Origin of the sequence: Neoaquamicrobium sediminum (assembly GCF_040970315.1) — a bacterium.
Lineage (GTDB): Bacteria > Pseudomonadota > Alphaproteobacteria > Rhizobiales > Rhizobiaceae > Aerobium > Aerobium sediminum.
In genome coordinates, this window is record NZ_JAZHFV010000004.1 from 206,537 (window position 1) to 226,667 (window position 20,131).

22 protein-coding genes are annotated in these 20,131 nt (G+C 61.7%); 4 read left to right on the forward strand and 18 right to left on the reverse strand.

The genetic code is table 11. The annotated features are described in order from the left end of the window. Positions 1 to 24: 24 nt before the first annotated feature. Genes V1479_RS14210 through V1479_RS14220 form a run of 3 tightly spaced genes read right to left on the reverse strand, consistent with a single transcriptional unit; the run spans position 25 to position 637 of the window. On the reverse strand, positions 25 to 282 hold the full coding sequence (locus V1479_RS14210) for a hypothetical protein (RefSeq protein ID WP_368803462.1): 258 nt from the start codon (positions 280 to 282) through the stop codon (positions 25 to 27). After that, positions 282 to 479: a hypothetical protein gene (locus V1479_RS14215; RefSeq protein ID WP_368803463.1), complete on the reverse strand. Its 198-nt coding sequence runs from the start codon at positions 477 to 479 to the stop codon at positions 282 to 284. Before V1479_RS14215 ends, V1479_RS14210 begins: the two co-directional genes overlap by 1 nt. Positions 480 to 481: 2 nt before the next feature. Next, positions 482 to 637 carry a plasmid mobilization protein gene (locus tag V1479_RS14220; protein ID WP_368803464.1) on the reverse strand — a complete coding sequence of 52 codons (156 nt, stop codon included), beginning with the start codon at positions 635 to 637 and terminating at the stop codon, positions 482 to 484. 307 nt (positions 638 to 944) lie between these two features. Between V1479_RS14220 and V1479_RS14225 the strand changes: the two genes are divergently transcribed. Continuing rightward, on the forward strand, positions 945 to 1,484 hold the full coding sequence (locus tag V1479_RS14225; protein ID WP_368803465.1) for a ComF family protein: 540 nt from the start codon (positions 945 to 947) through the stop codon (positions 1,482 to 1,484). Here the strand turns inward: V1479_RS14225 and V1479_RS14230 are convergent, their stop codons facing one another. From V1479_RS14230 to V1479_RS14265, 8 genes are all read right to left on the reverse strand, one after another. Then, the gene (locus tag V1479_RS14230) at positions 1,485 to 2,144 is read right to left on the reverse strand and encodes a DNA-processing protein DprA (RefSeq protein ID WP_368803466.1); all 660 of its coding nucleotides are present in this window, start codon (positions 2,142 to 2,144) and stop codon (positions 1,485 to 1,487) included. A gap of 380 nt (positions 2,145 to 2,524) precedes the next feature. Then, the gene (locus V1479_RS14235; RefSeq protein WP_368803467.1) at positions 2,525 to 3,076 is read right to left on the reverse strand and encodes a hypothetical protein; all 552 of its coding nucleotides are present in this window, start codon (positions 3,074 to 3,076) and stop codon (positions 2,525 to 2,527) included. Next, on the reverse strand, positions 3,076 to 3,372 hold the full coding sequence (locus tag V1479_RS14240; protein ID WP_368803468.1) for a winged helix domain-containing protein: 297 nt from the start codon (positions 3,370 to 3,372) through the stop codon (positions 3,076 to 3,078). Before V1479_RS14240 ends, V1479_RS14235 begins: the two co-directional genes overlap by 1 nt. 4 nt (positions 3,373 to 3,376) lie before the next feature. Further along, on the reverse strand, positions 3,377 to 3,544 hold the full coding sequence (locus tag V1479_RS14245; protein WP_368803469.1) for a hypothetical protein: 168 nt from the start codon (positions 3,542 to 3,544) through the stop codon (positions 3,377 to 3,379). Positions 3,545 to 3,745: 201 nt separating this feature from the next. Continuing rightward, positions 3,746 to 3,922, reverse strand: a complete 177-nt coding sequence (locus V1479_RS14250; protein ID WP_368803471.1) for a helix-turn-helix domain-containing protein — start codon at positions 3,920 to 3,922, stop codon at positions 3,746 to 3,748. 164 nt (positions 3,923 to 4,086) lie between these two features. Next, a complete protein-coding gene (locus V1479_RS14255; RefSeq protein WP_368803472.1) occupies positions 4,087 to 4,761 on the reverse strand; it encodes a hypothetical protein in 675 nt (224 codons plus the stop codon). Positions 4,762 to 4,767: 6 nt separating this feature from the next. Beyond that, positions 4,768 to 5,859 (reverse strand): tyrosine-type recombinase/integrase, encoded by a 1,092-nt coding sequence (locus V1479_RS14260; RefSeq protein WP_368803473.1) that lies wholly within the window; start codon positions 5,857 to 5,859, stop codon positions 4,768 to 4,770. Positions 5,860 to 5,923: 64 nt separating this feature from the next. After that, positions 5,924 to 7,942 carry a recombinase family protein gene (locus V1479_RS14265; RefSeq protein WP_368803474.1) on the reverse strand — a complete coding sequence of 673 codons (2,019 nt, stop codon included), beginning with the start codon at positions 7,940 to 7,942 and terminating at the stop codon, positions 5,924 to 5,926. A 149-nt stretch (positions 7,943 to 8,091) separates the two neighbouring features. On the opposite strand from V1479_RS14265, the gene V1479_RS14270 reads away from it, so the two are divergent. The 3 genes from V1479_RS14270 to V1479_RS14280 all read left to right on the forward strand — a co-directional run bounded on the left by V1479_RS14270 (position 8,092) and on the right by V1479_RS14280 (position 10,570). After that, on the forward strand, positions 8,092 to 8,247 hold the full coding sequence (locus V1479_RS14270; RefSeq protein WP_368803475.1) for a hypothetical protein: 156 nt from the start codon (positions 8,092 to 8,094) through the stop codon (positions 8,245 to 8,247). A gap of 522 nt (positions 8,248 to 8,769) precedes the next feature. Next, positions 8,770 to 9,657, forward strand: coding sequence for a DNA methyltransferase (locus V1479_RS14275; RefSeq protein WP_368803476.1), 888 nt, complete (start codon positions 8,770 to 8,772; stop codon positions 9,655 to 9,657). 64 nt (positions 9,658 to 9,721) lie between these two features. Beyond that, positions 9,722 to 10,570: a hypothetical protein gene (locus V1479_RS14280; RefSeq protein WP_368803477.1), complete on the forward strand. Its 849-nt coding sequence runs from the start codon at positions 9,722 to 9,724 to the stop codon at positions 10,568 to 10,570. Positions 10,571 to 10,682: 112 nt separating this feature from the next. On the opposite strand, the gene mobF is transcribed toward V1479_RS14280, so the two are convergent. From mobF to V1479_RS14315, 7 genes are all read right to left on the reverse strand, one after another. Further along, on the reverse strand, positions 10,683 to 13,325 hold the full coding sequence (gene mobF / locus V1479_RS14285; protein WP_368803478.1) for a MobF family relaxase: 2,643 nt from the start codon (positions 13,323 to 13,325) through the stop codon (positions 10,683 to 10,685). A 121-nt stretch (positions 13,326 to 13,446) separates the two neighbouring features. After that, the gene (locus V1479_RS14290) at positions 13,447 to 15,225 is read right to left on the reverse strand and encodes a helicase HerA-like domain-containing protein (protein WP_368803479.1); all 1,779 of its coding nucleotides are present in this window, start codon (positions 15,223 to 15,225) and stop codon (positions 13,447 to 13,449) included. Further along, a complete protein-coding gene (locus tag V1479_RS14295) occupies positions 15,222 to 15,857 on the reverse strand; it encodes a hypothetical protein (RefSeq protein ID WP_368803480.1) in 636 nt (211 codons plus the stop codon). Before V1479_RS14295 ends, V1479_RS14290 begins: the two co-directional genes overlap by 4 nt. Further along, positions 15,847 to 16,704, reverse strand: coding sequence for a P-loop NTPase family protein (locus V1479_RS14300; protein WP_368803481.1), 858 nt, complete (start codon positions 16,702 to 16,704; stop codon positions 15,847 to 15,849). Before V1479_RS14300 ends, V1479_RS14295 begins: the two co-directional genes overlap by 11 nt. 192 nt (positions 16,705 to 16,896) lie before the next feature. Beyond that, positions 16,897 to 17,904: a DNA cytosine methyltransferase gene (locus V1479_RS14305; protein WP_368803482.1), complete on the reverse strand. Its 1,008-nt coding sequence runs from the start codon at positions 17,902 to 17,904 to the stop codon at positions 16,897 to 16,899. Between the two features lie 117 nt (positions 17,905 to 18,021). Next, entirely contained in the window at positions 18,022 to 19,575 is a 1,554-nt protein-coding gene (locus V1479_RS14310) for a hypothetical protein (protein WP_368803483.1), read from the reverse strand. Continuing rightward, entirely contained in the window at positions 19,572 to 20,024 is a 453-nt protein-coding gene (locus V1479_RS14315; RefSeq protein WP_368803484.1) for a hypothetical protein, read from the reverse strand. The genes V1479_RS14310 and V1479_RS14315 overlap by 4 nt, the downstream gene beginning before the upstream one ends. Positions 20,025 to 20,131: the final 107 nt, after the last annotated feature.

Here is a 20,131-nt window from a genome sequence, read left to right on the forward strand (position 1 = left end):
TCGAAGGGGGAATGTAGGGAAGCATTAGCGGCCTCTCATGTTGGCGAGGATGCGCAGGAGCTGTTGCCCATCCGCGTTGGGACCACCGGGGAACGGCGCGGGCTGAAGCGGCTGCATCTGGTTGTCGCGCTCCATGCTGCTGGCAGCGTTGGCGATGACATCGCGCTGATCGACGTTGAGCTGAAACGGATTGAACCCGTCCATCGGTGGGGCTGGCGGGAAATAACTGGTCGGGCTGGCCTGAGCCGAAATGCTGCTGCCTAGCTTGCCGGGGGAGAACATCACGCAGCCCTCTTGCGGATGGCTGCAAGCGCCACGTTGCGGTCTGTGACAGCAAAGCCCGATCCACCTGCGACGGGCTCGACACCCGGAAGGCTGCCACGATGGGCTTCGGCTAGGACACGGCGCATGGGCAGGCAATCACGATGATGAAGCCGCACAAGCTGGCGCAGGCTGATGGGCGGGGCATAGACGGCCATGACTACACCGCCACCCGCTGCGCCGCCTCGGTCGCCGTCTGGCGAAGGAAGTCGGAAAGGGTCAGGCCACGCTTGCGGGCCACCTCGGCAAGTCGGCGCTTTTCATCGCGCGCCACCCTTACCTGAATCAGGCCGTCCATTGGTTCGGAAAATCGCATCTCTGTCTCCAAATCACTGAAGACAGCATACCACAGACCGGCTCGCTCGTAAGTACGAATTGCTAGCAATTACAATTAGTTATCCATCGTCCTGTGCCGTCCTAGTGTGTTTGCCGCCGTCCTGTTGTGTTCACCGGCCGGCGCCCGCATTCCCCAACTTCACGCGTTCGTGATTGATGCAATTGGTAGTGGTCCTTCGAGATGGCGGTATCGGATCGGCGCAATAGATGAACGAGGCACGGAAGCGTTGAAAGAGTCGCGCCGCAAAAGAATCGCGGTATACTTTTCCGGTGCTTGGGAGAGTAAAATGAGCCACGTATTCCGCAGCAAGGACGAGGACGTTGTCTCGCTTGGCGATTACAAGCCCTACAGCGTGCACAAAAGCGAAGGAGGAGATTACACAAACTATCCGATACACAGCGGCCGGATACTCGACCTCAAGGAAAACAAGCCGCACGCCGTCAAACACTTTTCAGACTTATTGGATCCGGAATTACACGACGGAATAGCTATCGCGGTCGTGCCATCACACGACCCCGAGGCAATCGGAGGCGGCCTCGCGAGTATCGCCTCCCAGCTTGCTACCAAGGGAAACAGGATCGATGCATCGTCGGCGCTTCGCCGCACAGTCAAGATACAGAAGCTCGCGCATGGCGGCGACCGGAGCATTACGGTTCATCGGGAAAGCATCGAAGTAGCTGACGCCGCCTCTATCAAAGGCAAGCATGTCCTGCTTCTTGACGACGTACACAAGTCAGGCAATTCGCTCGCAGCATGCAAGGAGAAACTGCTGGCGGCAGGTGCCGCAAGCGTCCATTCGGCTTGTCTCGGAAAAACGTGGGGATGACTAGTGAGCAACGGCTTCGAGTATCTGCGCAACGTCTTCCAGTTTAGCGCACTTCTCATAACCGAGGAATTTCGCCGGCCATTCAAGGTCCGGATTCTCAGCAACCGATTTCATGATGAACAGCCAACGGCCCAATTTTACACATTCGGCCGCCTGATGAAGCGTCCCGGAACTATCCGACGCCTCAACAATCACACTTGCGTCTGTAAGCGCCGCCATCAATCGATTTCGTTTCGGGAAGTCGGATGGAAAAGTCCGCGTTCCCGCCTTAAACTGCGAAATAAGCAAGTGTTGGGACCAAATCTCCTCTTGAATTGAGGCATGATCTATAGGGTAGCATTTTCCCAACGGCGTACCGATCACGGCAACCGTATCGCCACCGACTTCAAGGGTTGCGCGGTGGGCTTCGATATCGACTCCCTTCGCGAGGCCACTGACAACGACTACCCCTGCATCCGCAAGAGAGCGGGCAATCTTCCGAGCGCGACCGGCCCCTTGCTCCGAGACATCTCGTGCGCCGATGACCGACACGCATCGCCGCTTCAACAACGACAGATCACCAGCGTAAAACACATCTAGGTCAGCGTCCGTCTGCTCCCGGAAGAGACTCTTTTGCTCAATGTTCTTGGTCCGGCTTGTGAACTCCAAAAGCTCATTCAAGCGTATTTGGCATGAATTTGTAGGCGGCGTGTATCGCCGCGCCCGCTGCCCTCTATCGATGTTTGCCATATGCTGCAGCACTGTTCACCTCAGAGCTATCGACGCGTCAAAAGGTACCCGATTCCGCGTATTCGATACATAGAAATCGGACGATGTGGATAAAACAGATCCAGAGAGAACGCCAACGCTGACGCTTGGCGCCCTCTCATAAGCCCATTGCGACATTCCCACCGCGACTGACCCTCGCGAGTGCGCACGAGGGTCTAGGTCTCTGGTCTGTGTCTCGGTCTGGGTCTCGGTATTTCGATACGGTTTCCAGAGCAAAAAACCGGGTATCGGAACGGTATGCAAACGGTTTGGATAGGGTTGTTTCCGCGCCATCAGCCTACGCCCTTCATCAGACGGGTATTCAGTAGATGACCGCTCGCACCCACCGGCTGAAGCGTCCCATATCCCCGCTGAGACCTGGCGGCCTCTTTCTGCGCAACTTCGAGCTGACGCCGCGTCTCGTCCTCCTCTTTGCGAATTTGGTACGCCTGCCAAGCCTCGGTAAGCGCTGCCTCGGCTTTCTCTCGCAGGCGGTCGGATTCGATTTCGGACACGAGGCGCGATGTACCCTTGTGGTGGTTCGGGTTCATCGGCGGGTTGTGACGAAACCAGCGCTCTACGAGGATTTCACTGGTCGCCGGGTCGAAATCGATCATCTCGCCGGCCAACAGCGCGTCACGTGCAATGGTATATGCTTCAGCCTCGCAACCGAGGTCGGCGCAGGCATACAGGTCCGGAAGCGCATAGCAGCCAGCGGAGTTTACATGCGTGTTCGTCACAAAATAGAAGTAGACCAGCTTGGGCGTTACCGGCCCTTGCAGGCGGTGGAATCTCCCCGACCGCCATACGGCCGGGGAAACCTTGCTAAACTCGCGCGCGCTCATCAAGCAGCCCTCGCGATTTCCTCGATAATGGACACCTGAGAGTGCAGCACGTACCGCGCATGAGTGCCGGGGAACGGTCCCGTGTGCGCCTCATGGATCGTTTCGATAACGAAACCATGCTTGCGCAGCTTGAGAACGTAGGCGCTCCAGCGGGGCCCGGGGTGCGTGATGGGGGTACAGCCCGCCGTTCCGGCTTTGATGAGTTCTTGAAGCGCCCAAGCATCGCGCCCCTTCACGGTGAGAGTAGCGCCGTCCGGCTCGATCTTGGCGATGATAGTGAGAGTAGTGTTGCGCATGGTGCTATTCCTTGTGCTCGGACGCACGCAGGCGGTTCGCCTCGCGGATCGCGTCGATTGCCTGCACAGCGGTCAGACCGAACTGGCGGCGGATTGTCGGGACGATAGGGTTGGCGCGGCGGTCGCCGTGGCTGAGAAGCCAGTGCGCCGCCTGGAGCGTTTGCGGGGTCATGCTCGCGCCTCCCCGAATGCCAGTTCGGCCGTGAGACGAGCCAAAGGCCATGACAGCGGAAACCGCTCGCGAAGGCGAAGCGCTTGAAGCTGACGGGGGTTTGGGCTAGGGTCCTGAGGTTCGAATTTGCTGGCGAGCATTTCGATTTTCTGGAGGCCGGTCGTCTTGCACACGACCGGCTTTCGCGCTTCTAGGGACATGCTACACCCCCTTCGGCAGCGACTTGATATAGCTCTCCAGTTCCTCAACGAGAACAAGAGTGCGCTTGCCGGACTTCCGGGGAGTCAGCTTTCCCTCACTGAAAAGTTTGTAGAGGCTGCTGCGCCCGATGCCGGACAACTGGACGGCTTCGGAAATGGGAACAGATATTTTTGTCATGTGCTTTGCCCATGTGCTGTTGTGCTTACATGGACAATCGTGAACGCTTGAAAATACGCAGTCTATCGGCGCAGTTATTGCGCAGGAGTCCTAAAAAATGCGCAGCACGCAGTTAAAACGCGCAGCAGCGGGGAAAGGCGATAAGACTGCGCAATTCGTCAAATCTAGCCATTTTTCGGGATTCGGCCGCGTTCTTTCCAAGCAGGCGGCGCGTGTTCGTCCCATATGGCGCGGAATTCGACGCTTGAGAGTCGGGGAAAGGGGCCATCCGGTGCTTTTGCCTTTTCCCAAAGCTTTTCCCGGCCGATCCGTCGATTCTTTTCGGGGTCAGCCTTCCAGGCTTCGACGCGCTGAATGAACCATCGCACAACATCCTCTCGGGGGTGCGCTATGGTTTTCGGCGTTTTAGACAAGGCCTCGCCGGGGGGTGCGGGAGGCCAGGTTTCCAAGATGACCGAAACGGGAATACGCACGCCATTCCACCGATCCATGCCGACCTCAACGCTACCACAGTCCTCGCGTTGTTCTGCGTCATCGATGGGCGAAAACCGTGGGTCGTTCTGATGCCCTTTGTTCATCCGGGCCCATATGCCATGAGGCAAGTTCTCGTATTCTCGTTTCCCAGGCCGATAGCCTGAAACGGTTGTGGAGCCCGCATCCAAAAAATCGAACAGTTGCTGCTCGGCATCTTGCCAGCCATCCGCCAAGATAGCGGTGTCTGTATCGCGGCCGCGACAGATGATCCACTGTATGGCCTGCCCTAGAAACAGGTATGGCTTTGCCCTGACATCATCCTCGGTGAGGCGGAACGGGTAGGATACAGCGTCAGTCAGGCTCATGCGTTTTCACCCCGCATCAAGTGCTCTCATCGGCAAGACGTTATCCGTGCGCTCGGGCACCAGAGGGATAACCGCTGCTGCGGACAGATCGTCCAGCGCATCCACAATCGCGGCAGCGTAATGCCGCTCGATGATAGCCGCGCTGGTATCATGTGCTTTTGCCACCAACTGGACCGGCAACGCCTTCCGAAGCTGTCGCACGATTGACGAGTGCCGCAGCGCATAGGGAACAACTGACTGCGGTAGGCCAGCCTCGGCGAGGATTTCAAGCCAGGGGCGTGTCAACTCTGCCGCGTTGGTCCATGGGCCACGATTTTCACGCACCCATTTCGGGCGGCCCTTGTTGCTAGGGTCTTTCTCCTGCCTGTGTCGCCAGCGCAGAAGCAGCGGCTCATCTGGTCGTCTGTCGTGTAGGGCAGGGCGCAGAGCCTCGATAACGTCGCTGCCAACGCGCACAGGTATATGGGTTGTCTTTTTCTTGCCGCGCCCTTTTCGAGAGGAAGGAACCATGAGCCTACCGTGAGCGGCCTGCACGTCTGATACAGTAAGGCGCATCAATTGGCTGAAACGCGCACCCGTTGCAGACATGACCAACACCATTCTATAAAGGTCACCATCCCATGCATCGCGTGCGTCTACGGCGAGTGCTGCCTCAATGATGCGGCGGATATCGGCGTCGGGCAGGGCTTGTTTGTCCCTTGCTACAGGTTGGGAATCTTCCCCCGCCGTAAGGCCGGCTTTGATGCGGGCGGCTAGATCGGCTGGCATTTGGGCGCGGTGGGCTTCAACACCCCCATTCAAGGCCGCTTTCATGTCGTTGCACAGGCGTCGAATAGTCGAGCCCTTCAAATTGGCGGGTAATCCCGAGATCCATTTTTTCAGGCGCTCGCTCGTCAGCGTATGGAATTGGGTAGCCGATAGCGCGCTGTCGCTTAGGACGTGGCGGGCCAGCCGCCTATGGGCGTCACTCTTGCCTCGGCCGCCTTGTGCCGCGTGGCGAGCATCGCGCGCCGCAATGTAGGTCTCCACAACTGACCTGATAGTCGGGATTTCACCAAGCGCCGCGATTTCTGCCTCGGCCCGCTTCGAATCAACCAATGCGACGGCGGCATTGCGCGCTTGATGATAGCTGAAGGTCGTTATGCCGTCCGCTGTGACAGCGTCATCGGCCGCCCCCAGTGGAGCCTGGGCGTATCTCTGATTCCCGAGATACCATCGTACCAACCACCGACCCGCGCGAACGCCTTTTCGGTATCCGAGATGAGTATTGGCATCCAAGCCACGCCAATGGGTGCCCCGCGCGAGCTTCTGGCGAGCGTTCGGTGTGGTAAGTGGGGACTCGTTGAGCGCGCGAGGCATGCGAAACCGTCAAATATTTCGTCAAATATACCCTCCTGCACATTGGCGCACAATAGCGGATGCGCCGTGATTCAATCATGAACAACGTGTGAACATAGGCGGAAAATGGCGGACGACTGGCCTGTAAGGCAGTTGCCCTCTCACGGCGCAAACAGGGGTTCGATTCCCCTTGGGCGTACCACTTCCGTGCAGAACTGCGAACACCGGACATGGCAAAGCCTTTGCCGCCGATAGCCTGTTCCAGGGTGGTCTTGTCCCCGATGATCCTGACGACATCATCATCGACCTCGATCCGGTCGATCACGGATCGCAGGTAGGCCTTCCGGAACGGGACCTCCCCGCTTTTGATGTTCTCGCGCATGGCGCACCCGAACCGTTCGATGACGTCCGGCGAGATTTCGGTCGCAGGAGCGGCGTTTGCCCTGATGCGATCGAGGGCCGCCTGATTGCGTTCGCGATCAAGCTTGAGCGTGTCGACGCGTTCCTTCAGGAGGTCGTCCAACTCGGCGATGCCGTCCTCGACCATCTTGTAAAGCCGCTTCAGCTTGTCCTCGGCATTTGAGACTTCACGCTGCAAGGTGGCAATCCGGCCGTCGACTTCGGCGACCCGGCTGGCGCGCCGTGCAGAGAGAGAGGTAAGGATCGCGGTCAGACGCTCTGCGGTAAACAGTTGCGCCGAGAGTTCATCGACCACCATTGTGTCGAGCCGGTCCATCGGGATGGAACGGCCCTTGCAGGCGGTCTTGCCCTTTCGGCTGCACGTGGAGCAGCTGTAGTAGCGATGGACGGTCCCGCTCTTCGATGTGCCGGTGCGCAGCACCATGCTGCCATTGCAGGTGGCGCAGACGGCCAGCCCGGTCAGCAGGATCGGGCCGCTGATCACGCGTGGCGGTGCCACCCGCGGATCGCGTGATTTGAGCGTCGCTTGGACGGCGTCGAATTCCGCCCGTTCGATGATGGCCGGCACCTCGATGGAGATGTGCTCGGCTGCCGGCTTCTGCCGCCCGGACTTCGACTCGGAACGGTTGAACAGCCACTCTCCGACGTAAATCCTGTTGGTGAGGAGCTTGTGGATTGTACCGACGCCGAAGCGCGCGTTGCGCCTTGTGCGATAGCCCCTTTCGTTCAGCCGCTTGACGATTTCCTTCATACCGACCGGACCGGACTTGCCGTCGCCGTGCAGGTAGAAGCGGAAGATCAGCTTGATGGTCTCGGCCTCGACAGGATCGATCACGAGTCGCTTCTTGATCCGCGCGCCGCGTTTCTCCACCTCTTCCGCCCGGTATCCGAGCGGGACGGGCGATCCGTTCCAGAACCCCTGCCGGGCGTTCTCCTTCATGGCGCGCAGGACGTGCTTGGCGAGTTCCCGGCTCTGGTACTCATCGAAGAGTGCGATCACCTGCCGCATCATCACCTGCGCGGGATCGTCGCCGAGTTCCTGGGTAATAGAAATCAGCCGTACGCCAGCCTTGGCCAGCTTGCGGACATACATCTCCAGTCCAAAGGAATCGCGGAAGAAGCGAGAGTAGCTGTGAACGAGAATGACGTCGAAGGGACGGTCGCTGTCAGTGGCGCGCTCGATCATCTTCTGGAATTCGGGGCGGTTGTCGTCGGTCGCGGACGCGCCCGGCTCGACAAACTCCAGAACGAGGTTCCAGCCTCTTGCCGCGCAGAAGGCGGCGATCTGTTTCCTCTGGTCAGGAAGCGACAGATCGCTTTCCGCCTGCCTGCCGGTCGACACGCGCAGATAGGCGCAGACCCGAAGTGGACCGGCAACCGACTCGGTGTCGTTGTTGAGATCGTGTTGAGGGCGTGCGTTCATGGCCACAGGTTCCTTTCGTTTCCAGGGAGAATAGCATCGCGAAGGGGCTGCCGGAGCCCGTCATCTGCTCCGGCCGAGCGCGGAGAAGCCTGGTTGCACGATCATGCGGCAGGCCGGATGGCGAGGAGTTCGTCCAGGAGATCGCCGAGATGGTTTTCGATCACATCGAGTTCGGCCGACCTCACCGGCAGCGGATGAGACGCATCCAGGATGACGCTCCGGCGCTGAGCCTCACCTTGCCGCCGTCGCTGCTGGCCGGCGCGGCGGGCATGCCCCCACGACCGTTCCCCGATGCCTGCGGATAGAACTGTAGCGTTGGTAGAAACCGAGAGTGTCCCGGCTGTTTTGATTTCTGTTGCGCCGGCTACCGCGCCTGACTTCGACGTGCCGCGGCGGCGAACGCCGTCGGCTGGTACTCTTGTTGACATGACGGAAGTCCGCCCGCACCAGCCGACGACCTACGACATCAGGGGCGGTCGCCGACCGGTGCGGACATTTTCCTCACCTTCCCCGAGCGGCCCGCTCACCCGGTCGCGAAGGCGCGAAGGGGGAAGCGGACACGAAAATGCTGACGCCGATTTCCACTGAGCGCAAGTGTCTTTCTGCACTCGCAGAACGGGAGTGCACTTAGGCGGATGCTGCTGGCCGGAGCTGTGGTACCGGCTTCTCTCTCCGGATTCGGTTCGCCTCTGGTCTCTTCGTCATTTCTGGCCTGACGCACCGCCCCGTCAACGGACAAGCCGTTCCCCTGCGGTGACGGGGCGGCTTTCGGGTCCGGCCTTTCTCCTGCGTGTCCTGCGGGACGAACCGAAACAAGAAGAGAGAAAATGACCGCCACCAGCATCACCAGCATCCAGCCTGTCACCGCCGACACCGTCATCCAGGGCGACTGCATCGAAATCATGCGTGGCATGGAAACCGGATCCGTTGACATGATCCTGACCGATCCGCCCTACATCGCGCGCTACCGGTCGCGCGACGGGCAGACGGTGAAGAACGACGATAACGCCCGCTGGCTCCGACCGGCCTTCGCCGAAGCGTATCGCGTTCTGAAGTCGGGCGGCTTCTGCATTTCATTCTACGGTTGGAACAACGCCGACACTTTTCTCGCTGCCTGGCGCACCGCAGGCTTCCGCCCGGTTGGGCACGTGGTTTTCCGGAAACGCTACGCCTCGGCAAAGCGCTTCCTGAGCTATCAACACGAGCAGGCCTACCTGCTGGCCAAAGGCCAGGTGCAGATGCCGCTGTTGCCGATCCCCGATGTCATCGACTGGCGCTACGAGCGAAACGCGCTCCACCCGACCCAGAAACCGGTGTCGATTCTCACGCCGCTGATCGAAGGATTTACCAGCCCCAGCGAGATTGTCCTCGATCCGTTCTGTGGCTCCGGATCCACGCTGGTGGCTGCCAAAGAACTCGGGCGCCGGTTCATGGGCATTGAATTGGATGCCACCCATCATGCGACTGCCACGCGCCGCATTGCGGGAACTGACAACAGGGGATGGCCGCGTAAGCGGCCACTTTACCTCTCAAATGAAGACGAACGTGCGACCGTTCCGAGCACGGTTCAATTGCCCCTGAGAGGCGTTCAAACGTTCGATCACTATCGCGCTACGAACCCCCGGGAAAAAAACCAACAGGGCAAGATAGTTCCTGACCCGCCGCGGCAAGGTCAGCTTCTTGGCAGATCGGTAAATTGCCGATGCCTCCTTTAACGGTATCGAAGATTGGCAAGCGATAGGTGGCGGTCCGTCACGCAATAAAAGGGGAGTGGCCGCCATGTCCGCACGCAGCAGAATCCTTGAACTCCACCGAACCGGCCAACTGCGGTTCACGTCCGTGCCTCTCCCGGAAAGTGACAGCCGGCTGTTGCGGAGCCTGATGCCGGGAATTCTCGAAAAGATGGCGAACCCCGACACCTTCGAGTTTTCGTGGGAAAATTCGGGCATCGAACTCGATGACGAGTTGGACGTGTACTATCCGGATGTCGACGACGATGAGTGGAAGGCGGCAATCAAATGCCCGATACCCCACCCGTACATCTGGGTAGAGACTGGCGTGCGCGATCCGCGTCTGCATGACGACAGGGCTTATAGCTGGTTCATTGAGCGTACCGACGAGCGTGGTTATGTCGCGACGCCGCTGGTCTTCTACAAAGATACCGTTTCCTACTTTGGCGTCTATTTTGAGATGGACCCCGACGGCGTCGACGATTTTGGCATCCCCGGCCGAGTGACGGTCTACAACTGTCTGGAAAGCTACGCGCAAGAATACGAGCTTGATGAGTTTTTCAGACAAGCTGACGTGCTGGCGCGCTTTTTCCGCATCCTTTGCCTTCCGGCTACACAAATCGAGACGGTCGAGCCGAACGAACGACGCAATCGAACGCGTGTCCGGAATGGGAAGGTGGCGATCGCAGTTCGCAGGACGGTCAGGATCGATACGGAAGCTCTGCGTGAAACACTGGGATCGCGAACCGGCCAAACTCATGCCTCGCCCGTGGAGCATTTTCGGCGTGCCCATCAGCGTCACCTCAGGAATGGCCGCGTGGTGAATGTGCGCGACTGCATCGTCAATCGGGGGCAGTCTGCAAATGGCCCCATTCCGCAAGCGTTCGTCGTAAGCTGATCGGGTCGGCTGGGAGAGTGTAACTCTTGCAGTGAAATAACGCCTGCCGCCGAACTTATGCCACGAAGAATCTCGCGGCGGCAGGCCCCTCCAGACAACTGCGACCCATTCCTCAAAGGGACAACGACAAGGTCGGTGACCTCCGTCCGTCTCGTTCGTGCAGCCGTGAGCCCGCATTCAGGGAACTGACGACACTCATATCGAACGTCGAACTCTTCACCACGGCCCGGGAGAGCCTCTCTGCCAGCCACTTCTGCCGTTCGTCTTCGGAAGTGTCGAGCGGATCGTCCTGCCGGTCGAGCGGGCGGTCGGCAGCCAGGCGCATATCGATCGCCGATCGGTCCACGATCAGAGTCGTGGCGTTCCGTGCGCGGCTCGCCGCGACATGGATGGCATGGCGGTCGAATGCCGGATCGAGAAAGACGACGGCACGATCAACGGTCATGCCCTGCGAGCCGTAGACCGTGGTGGCGTAAGCCCAGCCCAGCCTGGCCCGTCCCCTCTCGTCGGCCAGATCGTCGGGCGAGAAGCTGACGCGCCGGCCATCGACCATGGCTTCGATCCTGATGGCTGCAGGATTACCGGCTTCGTTCTCCGCGGTGACGATTTTCGTTACGATGCCGGTGGTGCCGTTGACAACGCCGAGTCTGTCATTGCGGGCGAGGAACCGGATGCGGTCGCCGGCCGCCAGATCGATGGTCATTTCATGGCCGGACGGCGTAACCGCGCGGAACGATACATCCGGTCCCGTGAGCTGGCCGGTCGCCCTCAGATCGTTGCGCACGGTGCGGGAAATCGCGGCAACCTGGGCATTTGTCCGGGCAACGACAAGGAACCGCTCCTGATCCGTCGCCTGCATGTGCTCCCGCCGCAGGGTTGCGATTTGATCGAGGGCCGCCCTGTTCGTCTCCGTCTCGACCAGATGCCCGTGATCGGCGAAGGCTGCCAGGGCGCTGACAGCGTCGCCGCGGCCGAACGCCATGACGGCCTCACGTGTCCATTCCTCCCGCTGGCGGACAATGGTGTCGACACGGTTGGCATCGATGGCGCTCGCGACCAGATCGAGTCCCGGGCCGGCGCCGATCGCCTGAAGCTGCCGACGATCGCCGACGAGGATCAGCTTTGCATCGGCGCGATGGATCGCGGTCAGGAGGGCATGCATTTCGCGGGAGGAGAGCAGCCCGGCTTCATCAACGACGAGAACGCTGCTGCGATCGAGGAATGACCTGCCCTGCCTCAGGCGCTCCATCCAGGAGGCCGTCGCGCGCGCCTCAATGCCGAGGTCGTCGCGCAGCGCATTAGCGACGCGCCAGGCTGTCGCGGTGCCGACCACGCGCAGACCAGCGGCGCGATGGGCGGCAACGACGGGAGCAAGCATCGTAGACTTGCCGGAGCCTGGCGCACCTTCCACGATGACGATCGCCGAGGGGCCGGTTGCCGCGAGAGCAGCATCTCTCTGTTCCGGGTTGAGCACCAGAGTGTCGTCTCCAACGGTCAGAACCGACTGGTCGGCGGCGTGCCACGACCGCGTTGCCATGTCCCCGGCAAGACGGACGATGTCGCGCTCGATCTCGATCATCTCCGGGGTCGAATAGCGCGGCAGACCGAGCGCATCCTGGCCAATCTCCACTACAGCGCCATCGGCAAGCAAACGCTCGACTTCGGCGTTGGCTCGCTCGACCGGAAACCCGGTGCCGACAAGAGAGGCTGTGACCGCCCGCACCAGTTCACGCCGGTCGATGACGCTCTCATGTTCGGTCAATTCCCGCGGCAATGCAGCCATCTTCTCCTGAAGCAGAATCCCTGCCTGTCCAGGCGCAAATATGGCTCCATGAACGAACAGGCCTTGCGTAAACTTCTGCTCATCGATTCCACTATCGACAGCAGCCTTCCGCCAAGTTTTTTCCCGTGACGAAGCCGCTTTCCCATCCTTGGCGTTGCGCGTTGCCCTGGTCACTGCCGCAGCGAGCGCGGCCGCCTCCGTACTCGTCGTGCCGGCCAGATCAAGTTCGGCCTCGATCTCGCTGCGGCGAGCCGAGAAGTAGCGGATAATATCATCATCAACGCCTTCAAGCTCGAAGATGCCGTTGCGGCCGATGCGATCGATGCCAAAACCGATTGCCTGAAGCTCGGCGGCAAGCGCCGAATGATAGGTGGCACCGGCAGCCATCTTCCAGTCGCGTAGGATCTTGGAATGGAGCGCACCGACACTGCCGTCGGCGCGCTCCGCCATGTTGAGGACGACGCAGTGGGTATGCAAATTGGGATCGGCGAAGACACGGCCGTCAGCATGGATTGCCGGCCTGCTTTCGCCATGCTGGAAGCAGGCAGCGGTCAGCGCGACCGGCTCGATGATGGCACCGTTCCTGCCGCGGCGGGCGAACGCCGCCTCGCGCTCCAGCAGATCAAGCGTGGCGCGCGAGGCCTTCGCCTGCGCCTCCTCGATCAGCACCCTTGTTGCCGGATCGGCAAAGGCCCAGGCGAGCGAGACCGAGCGCGGCGCCGACAATGTCACATCGAAGGCAGGCGTCCTATCGAGACGCCTGCCGGCCTTCGAGAGCAGGGAGTTACCTTCGGCATCATGGCCAAGGAACAGCCGTTCGAATTCTCCCCTGTCCACCTTCGCGCCATCGAAGAGGCTAAAGTCGCCCGCCGGCGCATGCCAGATTCCTGCCGGCTCCTCGCCGCCGAGATAGTAATCCGACTGACGCAAATAATAGCCCGATGCCGCCGCCGGGTTCCAGGTCGCCACCATCGCCGCCTCCACCGCTTCTTTGCGAACCAGTGTGGCGGTTGATGGTGGGGCGCTGCCGTAACGACATTGCAGCCGATCAACGCGAGCGGGAGCATGGCGGTGGGCCAACGTCAGAGCTGACCTACCCCACTGGCAGCGGTGAGGATGAGCGAGACTTCGCGACCATCGACGGCCGCCGGTCGCGCCACAGCCCGACCGGCCATTCGAGAAGGCAGACATCGCCATGGCCAAGCACGAGGGTGCGCACGACCGGGCAGCTGCTCACAGCGCTGCCAAGGCCAAGTCCGTCCGACAGGAGCTGCGGCTCGACCACAGGGATGTCGGCAGTCCTGCGCTCGCTCCGGATTGCGCCGTTGGCGTCACGCGCGCCAGTCTCCCAGTAGTCGACCGTTCGCTTGCCGATCCAGTGCTCGGCGATTTCCGACGCCGTTTTCCCCGACGAGGTCCTGCCGACGATCTTTGTGGTGAGATTGTCGAGGAGATGCTGGCAGCCTTCGGCTCCATAGATCTCTCGCAACTGGGCAGGGCTCTGGACCGTGACGACAAGGCGGATGCCGGCGGAGCGGCCGATCGCCGCCAGCCTTGGAACCGCCGGTGTCTTGCCGATCTGCGGTAGTTCGTCCAGCATCAGCCAGACAGGATCCGGAGCGGCTTCCGCCGTGCAATCCGCCGCCGCGTCGGCCACGAATTTGAGGCCCAGCCTGGCAATGGTCGCCGAAAGTTCGGGATAGCGCTGCGACTGGCGCAGGATCAGCACCTGTGGTGCGTTGGCCGCCGTGACCCATTGTCGGAACGAGAGGCCCGGCCCTTTCGGGGATCCCATCCGCGCACAGGCGGAAACCACGGGCAGCGCATTGGCGATCAGAACCAGATAGAACGACATCGCCTGCTTGCGGGTCTCGTCTTGGCTCGTGTCCAGGAAGATGGCTGTGGCCGGCTCGCGTTCCAGGACCGTGCCGTAGAGCACCTCAATCGGGCTCATGAGCAACCGCTCCATCTCGACCCACGACCAGCTTCGAGCCGAGCGGCCATGCTCGTCCTGAAGATAGCCGACCAGACATGCGAGCACCCGCCGCGCGCCGGCGCTCCAGGACGGATCGCTGGTTTCCGGAATAAGCTCCATTGCCAGTTCCTCGGCATCTTCCCCGCTCACGACGTCGAGCCCCAGATCCCAGCGCCGGCTGCGTGCATCGCCCAGCGACAGCAGCGCCGCTTTGCCGGTCGGCAACCTTGCGGTGACATCGCCCTTGACATCAAGCGCGAGCATCCTGTCACCGCGTTCGATCACGCCCTCCATCATCGACTGCAGGATGGTGGTCTTGCCGGCGCCGGTGCCGCCGGCAATCAGGAAGTGTTCCGTTTCCAGCTGGCGCGGCATCGGGATTCCCTTCGCAAGGTCAATGCCCGGTTCCGTCACGCCATAACGGCGATGCCAGGCGGCCAGAAGCGCCGAACCTGCCGCCCGGCCGCTGAGCAGGCGCGGCCCCTTGAGATGCCGCACCGATGGCTGGGCGAGCGTGCGGTCCATGACCAGCTTGTGTGCGGTCATTCCCGACACCATCGCAGCCAGGATGATTGCCGCTGTCCGAATGGCAAGTGAGACATGCAGATCGAGGAGCCGCAGCGAATCCACAATCGTCCAAGGCAGCGCCAGAATGCCGTTGATCCGGGACGACAGGCTGGGCGACAACAAGGCCTCGTCCAGCAGCGTCTGGCCCATCAGGAACATGAAGGAGAGATCGGCAGTGCGAGCCTCATCGGCAGCTGGCAGCCATGCAAGAGGCGGGAACGCTACGAAGTGAACCGCGATGCCGAGGAGGAAGATGACGGCAAACGCGACGACGTAGGCGAGTGCCGCCGGCAGCCGGGGTTTGCGCGGCGTCAGGGGATGGATGGTCATTGCGGGGCTCCTGACAGTTTGAGCCGGCCACGCCAGATCACAACCTGGCTGCCTCGCGGCAGCGCGGTTTCCGGAGCAGTAGAAATATGACGGTTGGCGCCGGTCACCTGATCGACCGCAATCCCGGTCAGCGAGGCTACGCGACGAAGCGACAGGGTTCCGCCACCGGTGACGTAGACGCAGCCATCGACATGGGCATCGAGACGCGGGCATGCCGGCCAGCGCGACGTTTCGCGCGGACGGATCCCGGGATCGAGGAATGCCGATACCAGAAAAGCCTGAGCCAGATCCACCGCAAGGCCGATGGCGATGATCGACACCACCATCATCAGCGCCGAGCGGATCGGACGCACGGTCGCGACAGATTTGAGTTTGCCGCCCTTCTCCGGTTGTGGCCTTACGGTCGCAGCGACGGTCCGAGGCGCAACTCCGGCAAGGCCTTCGCGCATCGCCGCCAGCTGCGCCAGCCCATGCGGTCCGAGGAGGGCGAGGGAGCTCGCCGGCAGCGCGATCACCTTGTCCATCGGCATGCGCGCCAGCTTGTGAAGGAGTTCCTCCCGACCTGCCGCGCCTTCCTTCCTGGCCGTCTCCAGCCTCTTCTCGAACTCCGTGGCCGCCGTGTCATTGCGCATCGGAGCCTCCATGGGAAAGCCCGATCAGATCACCAAGCGCCTCCTGCGCCGCAGACAGGAAGAAGGCGACATCGCCGCGCAACACCTTTGCCGCAGGGCGGCTGCGTCCGGTCCAGCGCTGGATTTGCGGGATCTCGGCCGCCACCACGTCGACGAAGCGCTTTCCCGCCGCCTCGAACGGCGCCCATGAGCCCGGTGCGATGGCCGGAATCCTGGCCGATACGACCGTTTCGATCAGAGCTTTGAGCTCAGCGCCCCAGATCCGGTCGGCGGGCGAGCCGGGATAGAATCGGAAATTTCCGTCACGCTCATTGAGGATCAGCGTGCGCCGCACCGAAGGCAGAACCCGCTGGATCGCAGCCGACGTGCGAACCGCAGCCCGCATGGCTTCGGGTTCGGCGGTCGCCGGCACCAGCCAGACGGCGCTTATGCCAGCCTCGACAAGATCGGCGTCGAGATCGACCAGACCGCAATATTCTTCGACGGCCGTCTGCTGCGGACCGCCGATGTCGACAACGGTCGGAACGTGATCGGCGATGCTTTCCTCAATCGCGGCATAGAGCGGATCGAAAGCCGCAACGATTGCGCCCGGATCGCGGCGCACGTCGTCCATGCTTGCGAGCGACACCGTTGTTACGCGGTCTGGATAAAGCGCCGGCAGCCGCTCCTGCTCGTCGATCTGGACGATGCGCGGGGCAATGCCGGCGACATCCAGCAGATCGGCGGCAAGCGCGGTGACAAAACTCTTGCCGATGCCGCCCTTGTCGGAGCCGACGAAGATCAGTGACGGCGAACCTGCGGGATTGGCTGCCGCGTCTGTCGAGCGGCTGGTTTTGCTTCTGGACATGAGAGAAAACTCCTTGTGTTGTTCATATGTCCATTGAGCCGCAACACTGGTGGCCGACTGCCGTAACGACATACGGATCTGGTGGACGCGGGCGCCGGTGGCCGGGCGCGGCATGGGAAAGCTCTGCGCCTTGAACGCAAAAGGCCGGCGCTGCTCGCGCCGGCCTCTGATCGCGTACATGATGATTTTCCGTCAGGCGGCTGCCGCCATCTCCTGCGTCTGCGTCTGGGTCCGCGCCTTCTGGACTTCCGTCAGGATTGCGGCTGCGACTGGCACTGGCCAGGCGTTGCCGACGAGCTGGCAGATGCGCGGATAGCTCAGCGCCTTGCCCTTGAAAGTGATCCCGTCGAGCCAGTCGTCCGGGAACCCCTGCGCCCTTATCGCTTCCAGCGGAGTCGGACGCCGCACGATGAGACCGGCTTCCGGGTCGACCTGCACCACCAGGAAATGCAGATCCGCTCCAGTCATGCCTGGCTTGCAAAGCCCGGAGCCGCTCGCAACCAGCGTCCCTAGCCGCGGCGGATAGAGGACAAAAGTCCCTCCAGCAGGATCGGCGACAGCTTCTTGCCGTTCCGACTCGATGACTCCAGAACCCGCAGCGCCTGCTGCGGCGTGAGCCAGTACCGCTTCAGGTGAGATGCCGGCGCTTCCGCGATGCGCGAGAATCCACAACCGCTTTCGTCGCTGCGGGACGAAGTCGGCGGCGTCGATGACCCGGTCTGCAACAACGTAGCCTCCGGCCCGCAGACGGCGATGGAGAGTACGCCAGGCCTTGCCGCCTTCCGAACTTCTGTAGCCTTCGACGTTCTCGACAAGGATCCACTCCGGCTGGACTTTCTCGACGATGTCGCAAAACGGGTCCGTGAGGTCCCGGATGTCGCCGTTTCCCTTGCGCTTGCCGGCGATTGAGTGGGGCTGGCAGGGCAGGCCTGCGGTGAGGATGTCGATCTTGCCAAGGTAAAAACTCCAGTCGATGGCGGGATTGGTGATGTCGCCGAGGTTCGGCACGTTGGGAAATTTCTGGGCGAGAACCGCCGAGGCGAGCGGATTGATCTCCGCCACCGCGACCATCTCGCAGGCGATTCCGGCCAGCTGAAACGCCGCCTTGTCGCCCGCCATTCCCGTGCAGAAACTCAATGTCCGGAGCGGTGGTGGACCGCCTACCGTCCCTGCCGATGTTGTGTTGCCTGTAAACGTCACGCTGCTGAACTCCTGCGCTGTTGAACACAGGATCAGCGTGACCGCAGCCGCTGCGGAAACCGCCGTAACGACATCAGAATGTCAAACCACGGGGATCGACAGGGCCCGCCGGTCTGGTCAGGAAATGTCGGGAACCAGCACCTGGGCTGCGGCAACGATCTTCCGGATTGCCGTCTCGTTCTCGGCCATCCCCTCGGCTTTGACCTGAGGCATTCGCGGCAGGACGACCCGGGCACCGGTTGCGCGTGGCTCTGATGAAGCGTCCCTCTCATACTCGCCGCGCTGCCGCTTGTAAGTCAGCTCGCGTCGCCACAGCTGGAGGGCGCCGATCGCACACCGCAGCTCGTCCAGTTCCTTTCGGACTGCGGGGTCGCTGGAAGAATTCGGCTCAAGCTCGAACAGCGCGCGGCGATCAAGAACGCCAAGCACAATGTCGAGCTTGTGGATTACCGACCGCAGCGATGCGAGCACATCGACATGCTCGCGGTTGACCGAGACGTTTGCAACGTTTGCGACGTATGCGCTTTGCAGCCCTTCATCGGTTACTTGCCTGCGTATCCGCGATCCCCGTTTCGCCGCCTTATCTCCATCGTCATCCGCCTGATCGCCTCCGCCGAAGAACGCCATCATCGCCCGAACAATCTCCACCCCGGCAGCACGTTCCCGCCGTCCCATTCCCTTGCCTGGATCGGGCCAGACGATCTCAAGAACGGCGTCGATCAGTTTCCATCCGGCATGCGCCTCATGCCAGCGCCTGGCATCCCGCCGTGCAGATCGCGCATCGTTCTCCAGCCGATACTGGAGCTCGACCCGCTCCGCCAGGAGCCCGGCAAAGCCCGTCAGTGCGTCCGGGAAGAAGCGGGCGAACAGCCTAAGTAACGCACGACGCTCGCTCGAAGCGACATGGTCGAGTAACTCTTGGAAGATGAGACGCACAAGAGCGTCTGACAGGCCCTTAGCAGCCGCGTCTTCGAGGCAGGGAGGAGCGATCTCGCCAATGAAGGCGGCCTGCCCAGGAAGGTCAAGCCCGGCAAAGTGGCTGCCGAGCGCCGAGGACACGGATGTGTCCCCGGGACTGCCCACCGCGACTAGGCGGTCGGCAATGGATCCGATTCGGCGTGTCTTCCGTGCCGACGTGCCGGCGCCTTCCAGAACGATGGTCGCAAGCCCCGCAACGAACCCCGCCAGATCGCCCGGCGACGCATCGGGCGGAATTCGGTCGGCAAGGGTTTCGGCACGGCGCCGGTAAACCACGCCCGTTGACGGAATGCCGTCGTCCCCCAGTCGTGACAGTGTCTTGAACGTGGCAGCGAACGGCGCTTCCCCCTCGGGCAGGAGGCGTCGATGCTGTCCGCCGCCGCCGATGGACAGTTCAATGCTCGCGCCAGGGACTTCACCGAAGAAGGCGCCGAGTACGAATTCGTCCATGATCGTCAACTTGGCGTCGATCCTGGAGTCGGTTGCCAGTTCCAGCAGCACGCGTTTTACAGTGCCAGCAGTATGCGAACCCGCATCGAGCTTCCGGCAATGAAGGAAATCCACCATGGCCGCCGCCAGCTCATCGACGACATCACCGGGAAACAGCCCGAGAACCCGCAGCCAGGGTGCGATCTCATCACGAAGCTCCTGAAGATAATCGTCGGGAAGCGGGGCAGAGCGACCTGCCATCATGCCAGGGTCTGCCCCCGCAACGCAGATGCCCGCCGGATACGCTCGGCGACATCCCCCAACGCAGCAGGCTGGGTTACACCATGTGGCTGGGGTGCTGCTGTGGTCAGGCGCGGCGAAGTGGTTTTCGATACCCTCACACGCCGGCCGGAAGGTTGCCCGCTCGTCGCGGCCTCTTTCTTCTCGCTGTCGGATACCAGTGCCTCCCGTTCCGCACGCGACACCATCGCACGCAGGACGCTGTTGGCGAGCGGCTGCCCCGAGCCCGAACGCACGCCGGCGGCCGCAAGGAGGGAAGCGATCTGGCTCCAGCTCGCTCCTGATGCGCGCAGTTCCCGGAACAACGGAAGAAAATCGCGGATGGCCGGCTGCATCGCACGCCGCCCCAGCGGTCCATCGAGCGCAGCCGCGAACCGGCCAGCTTCTTTCAGCGCTGTCTTTTTCGTGATCATGCAATCAGGCTGTCACGCCGCCCTGCCGGCCGCAACAGCCCGAAACAATCCGCAACGATTCATCACTACCGAAGCGTTGCGTTTCGTCGCAATCCGTTGCCTGTTGT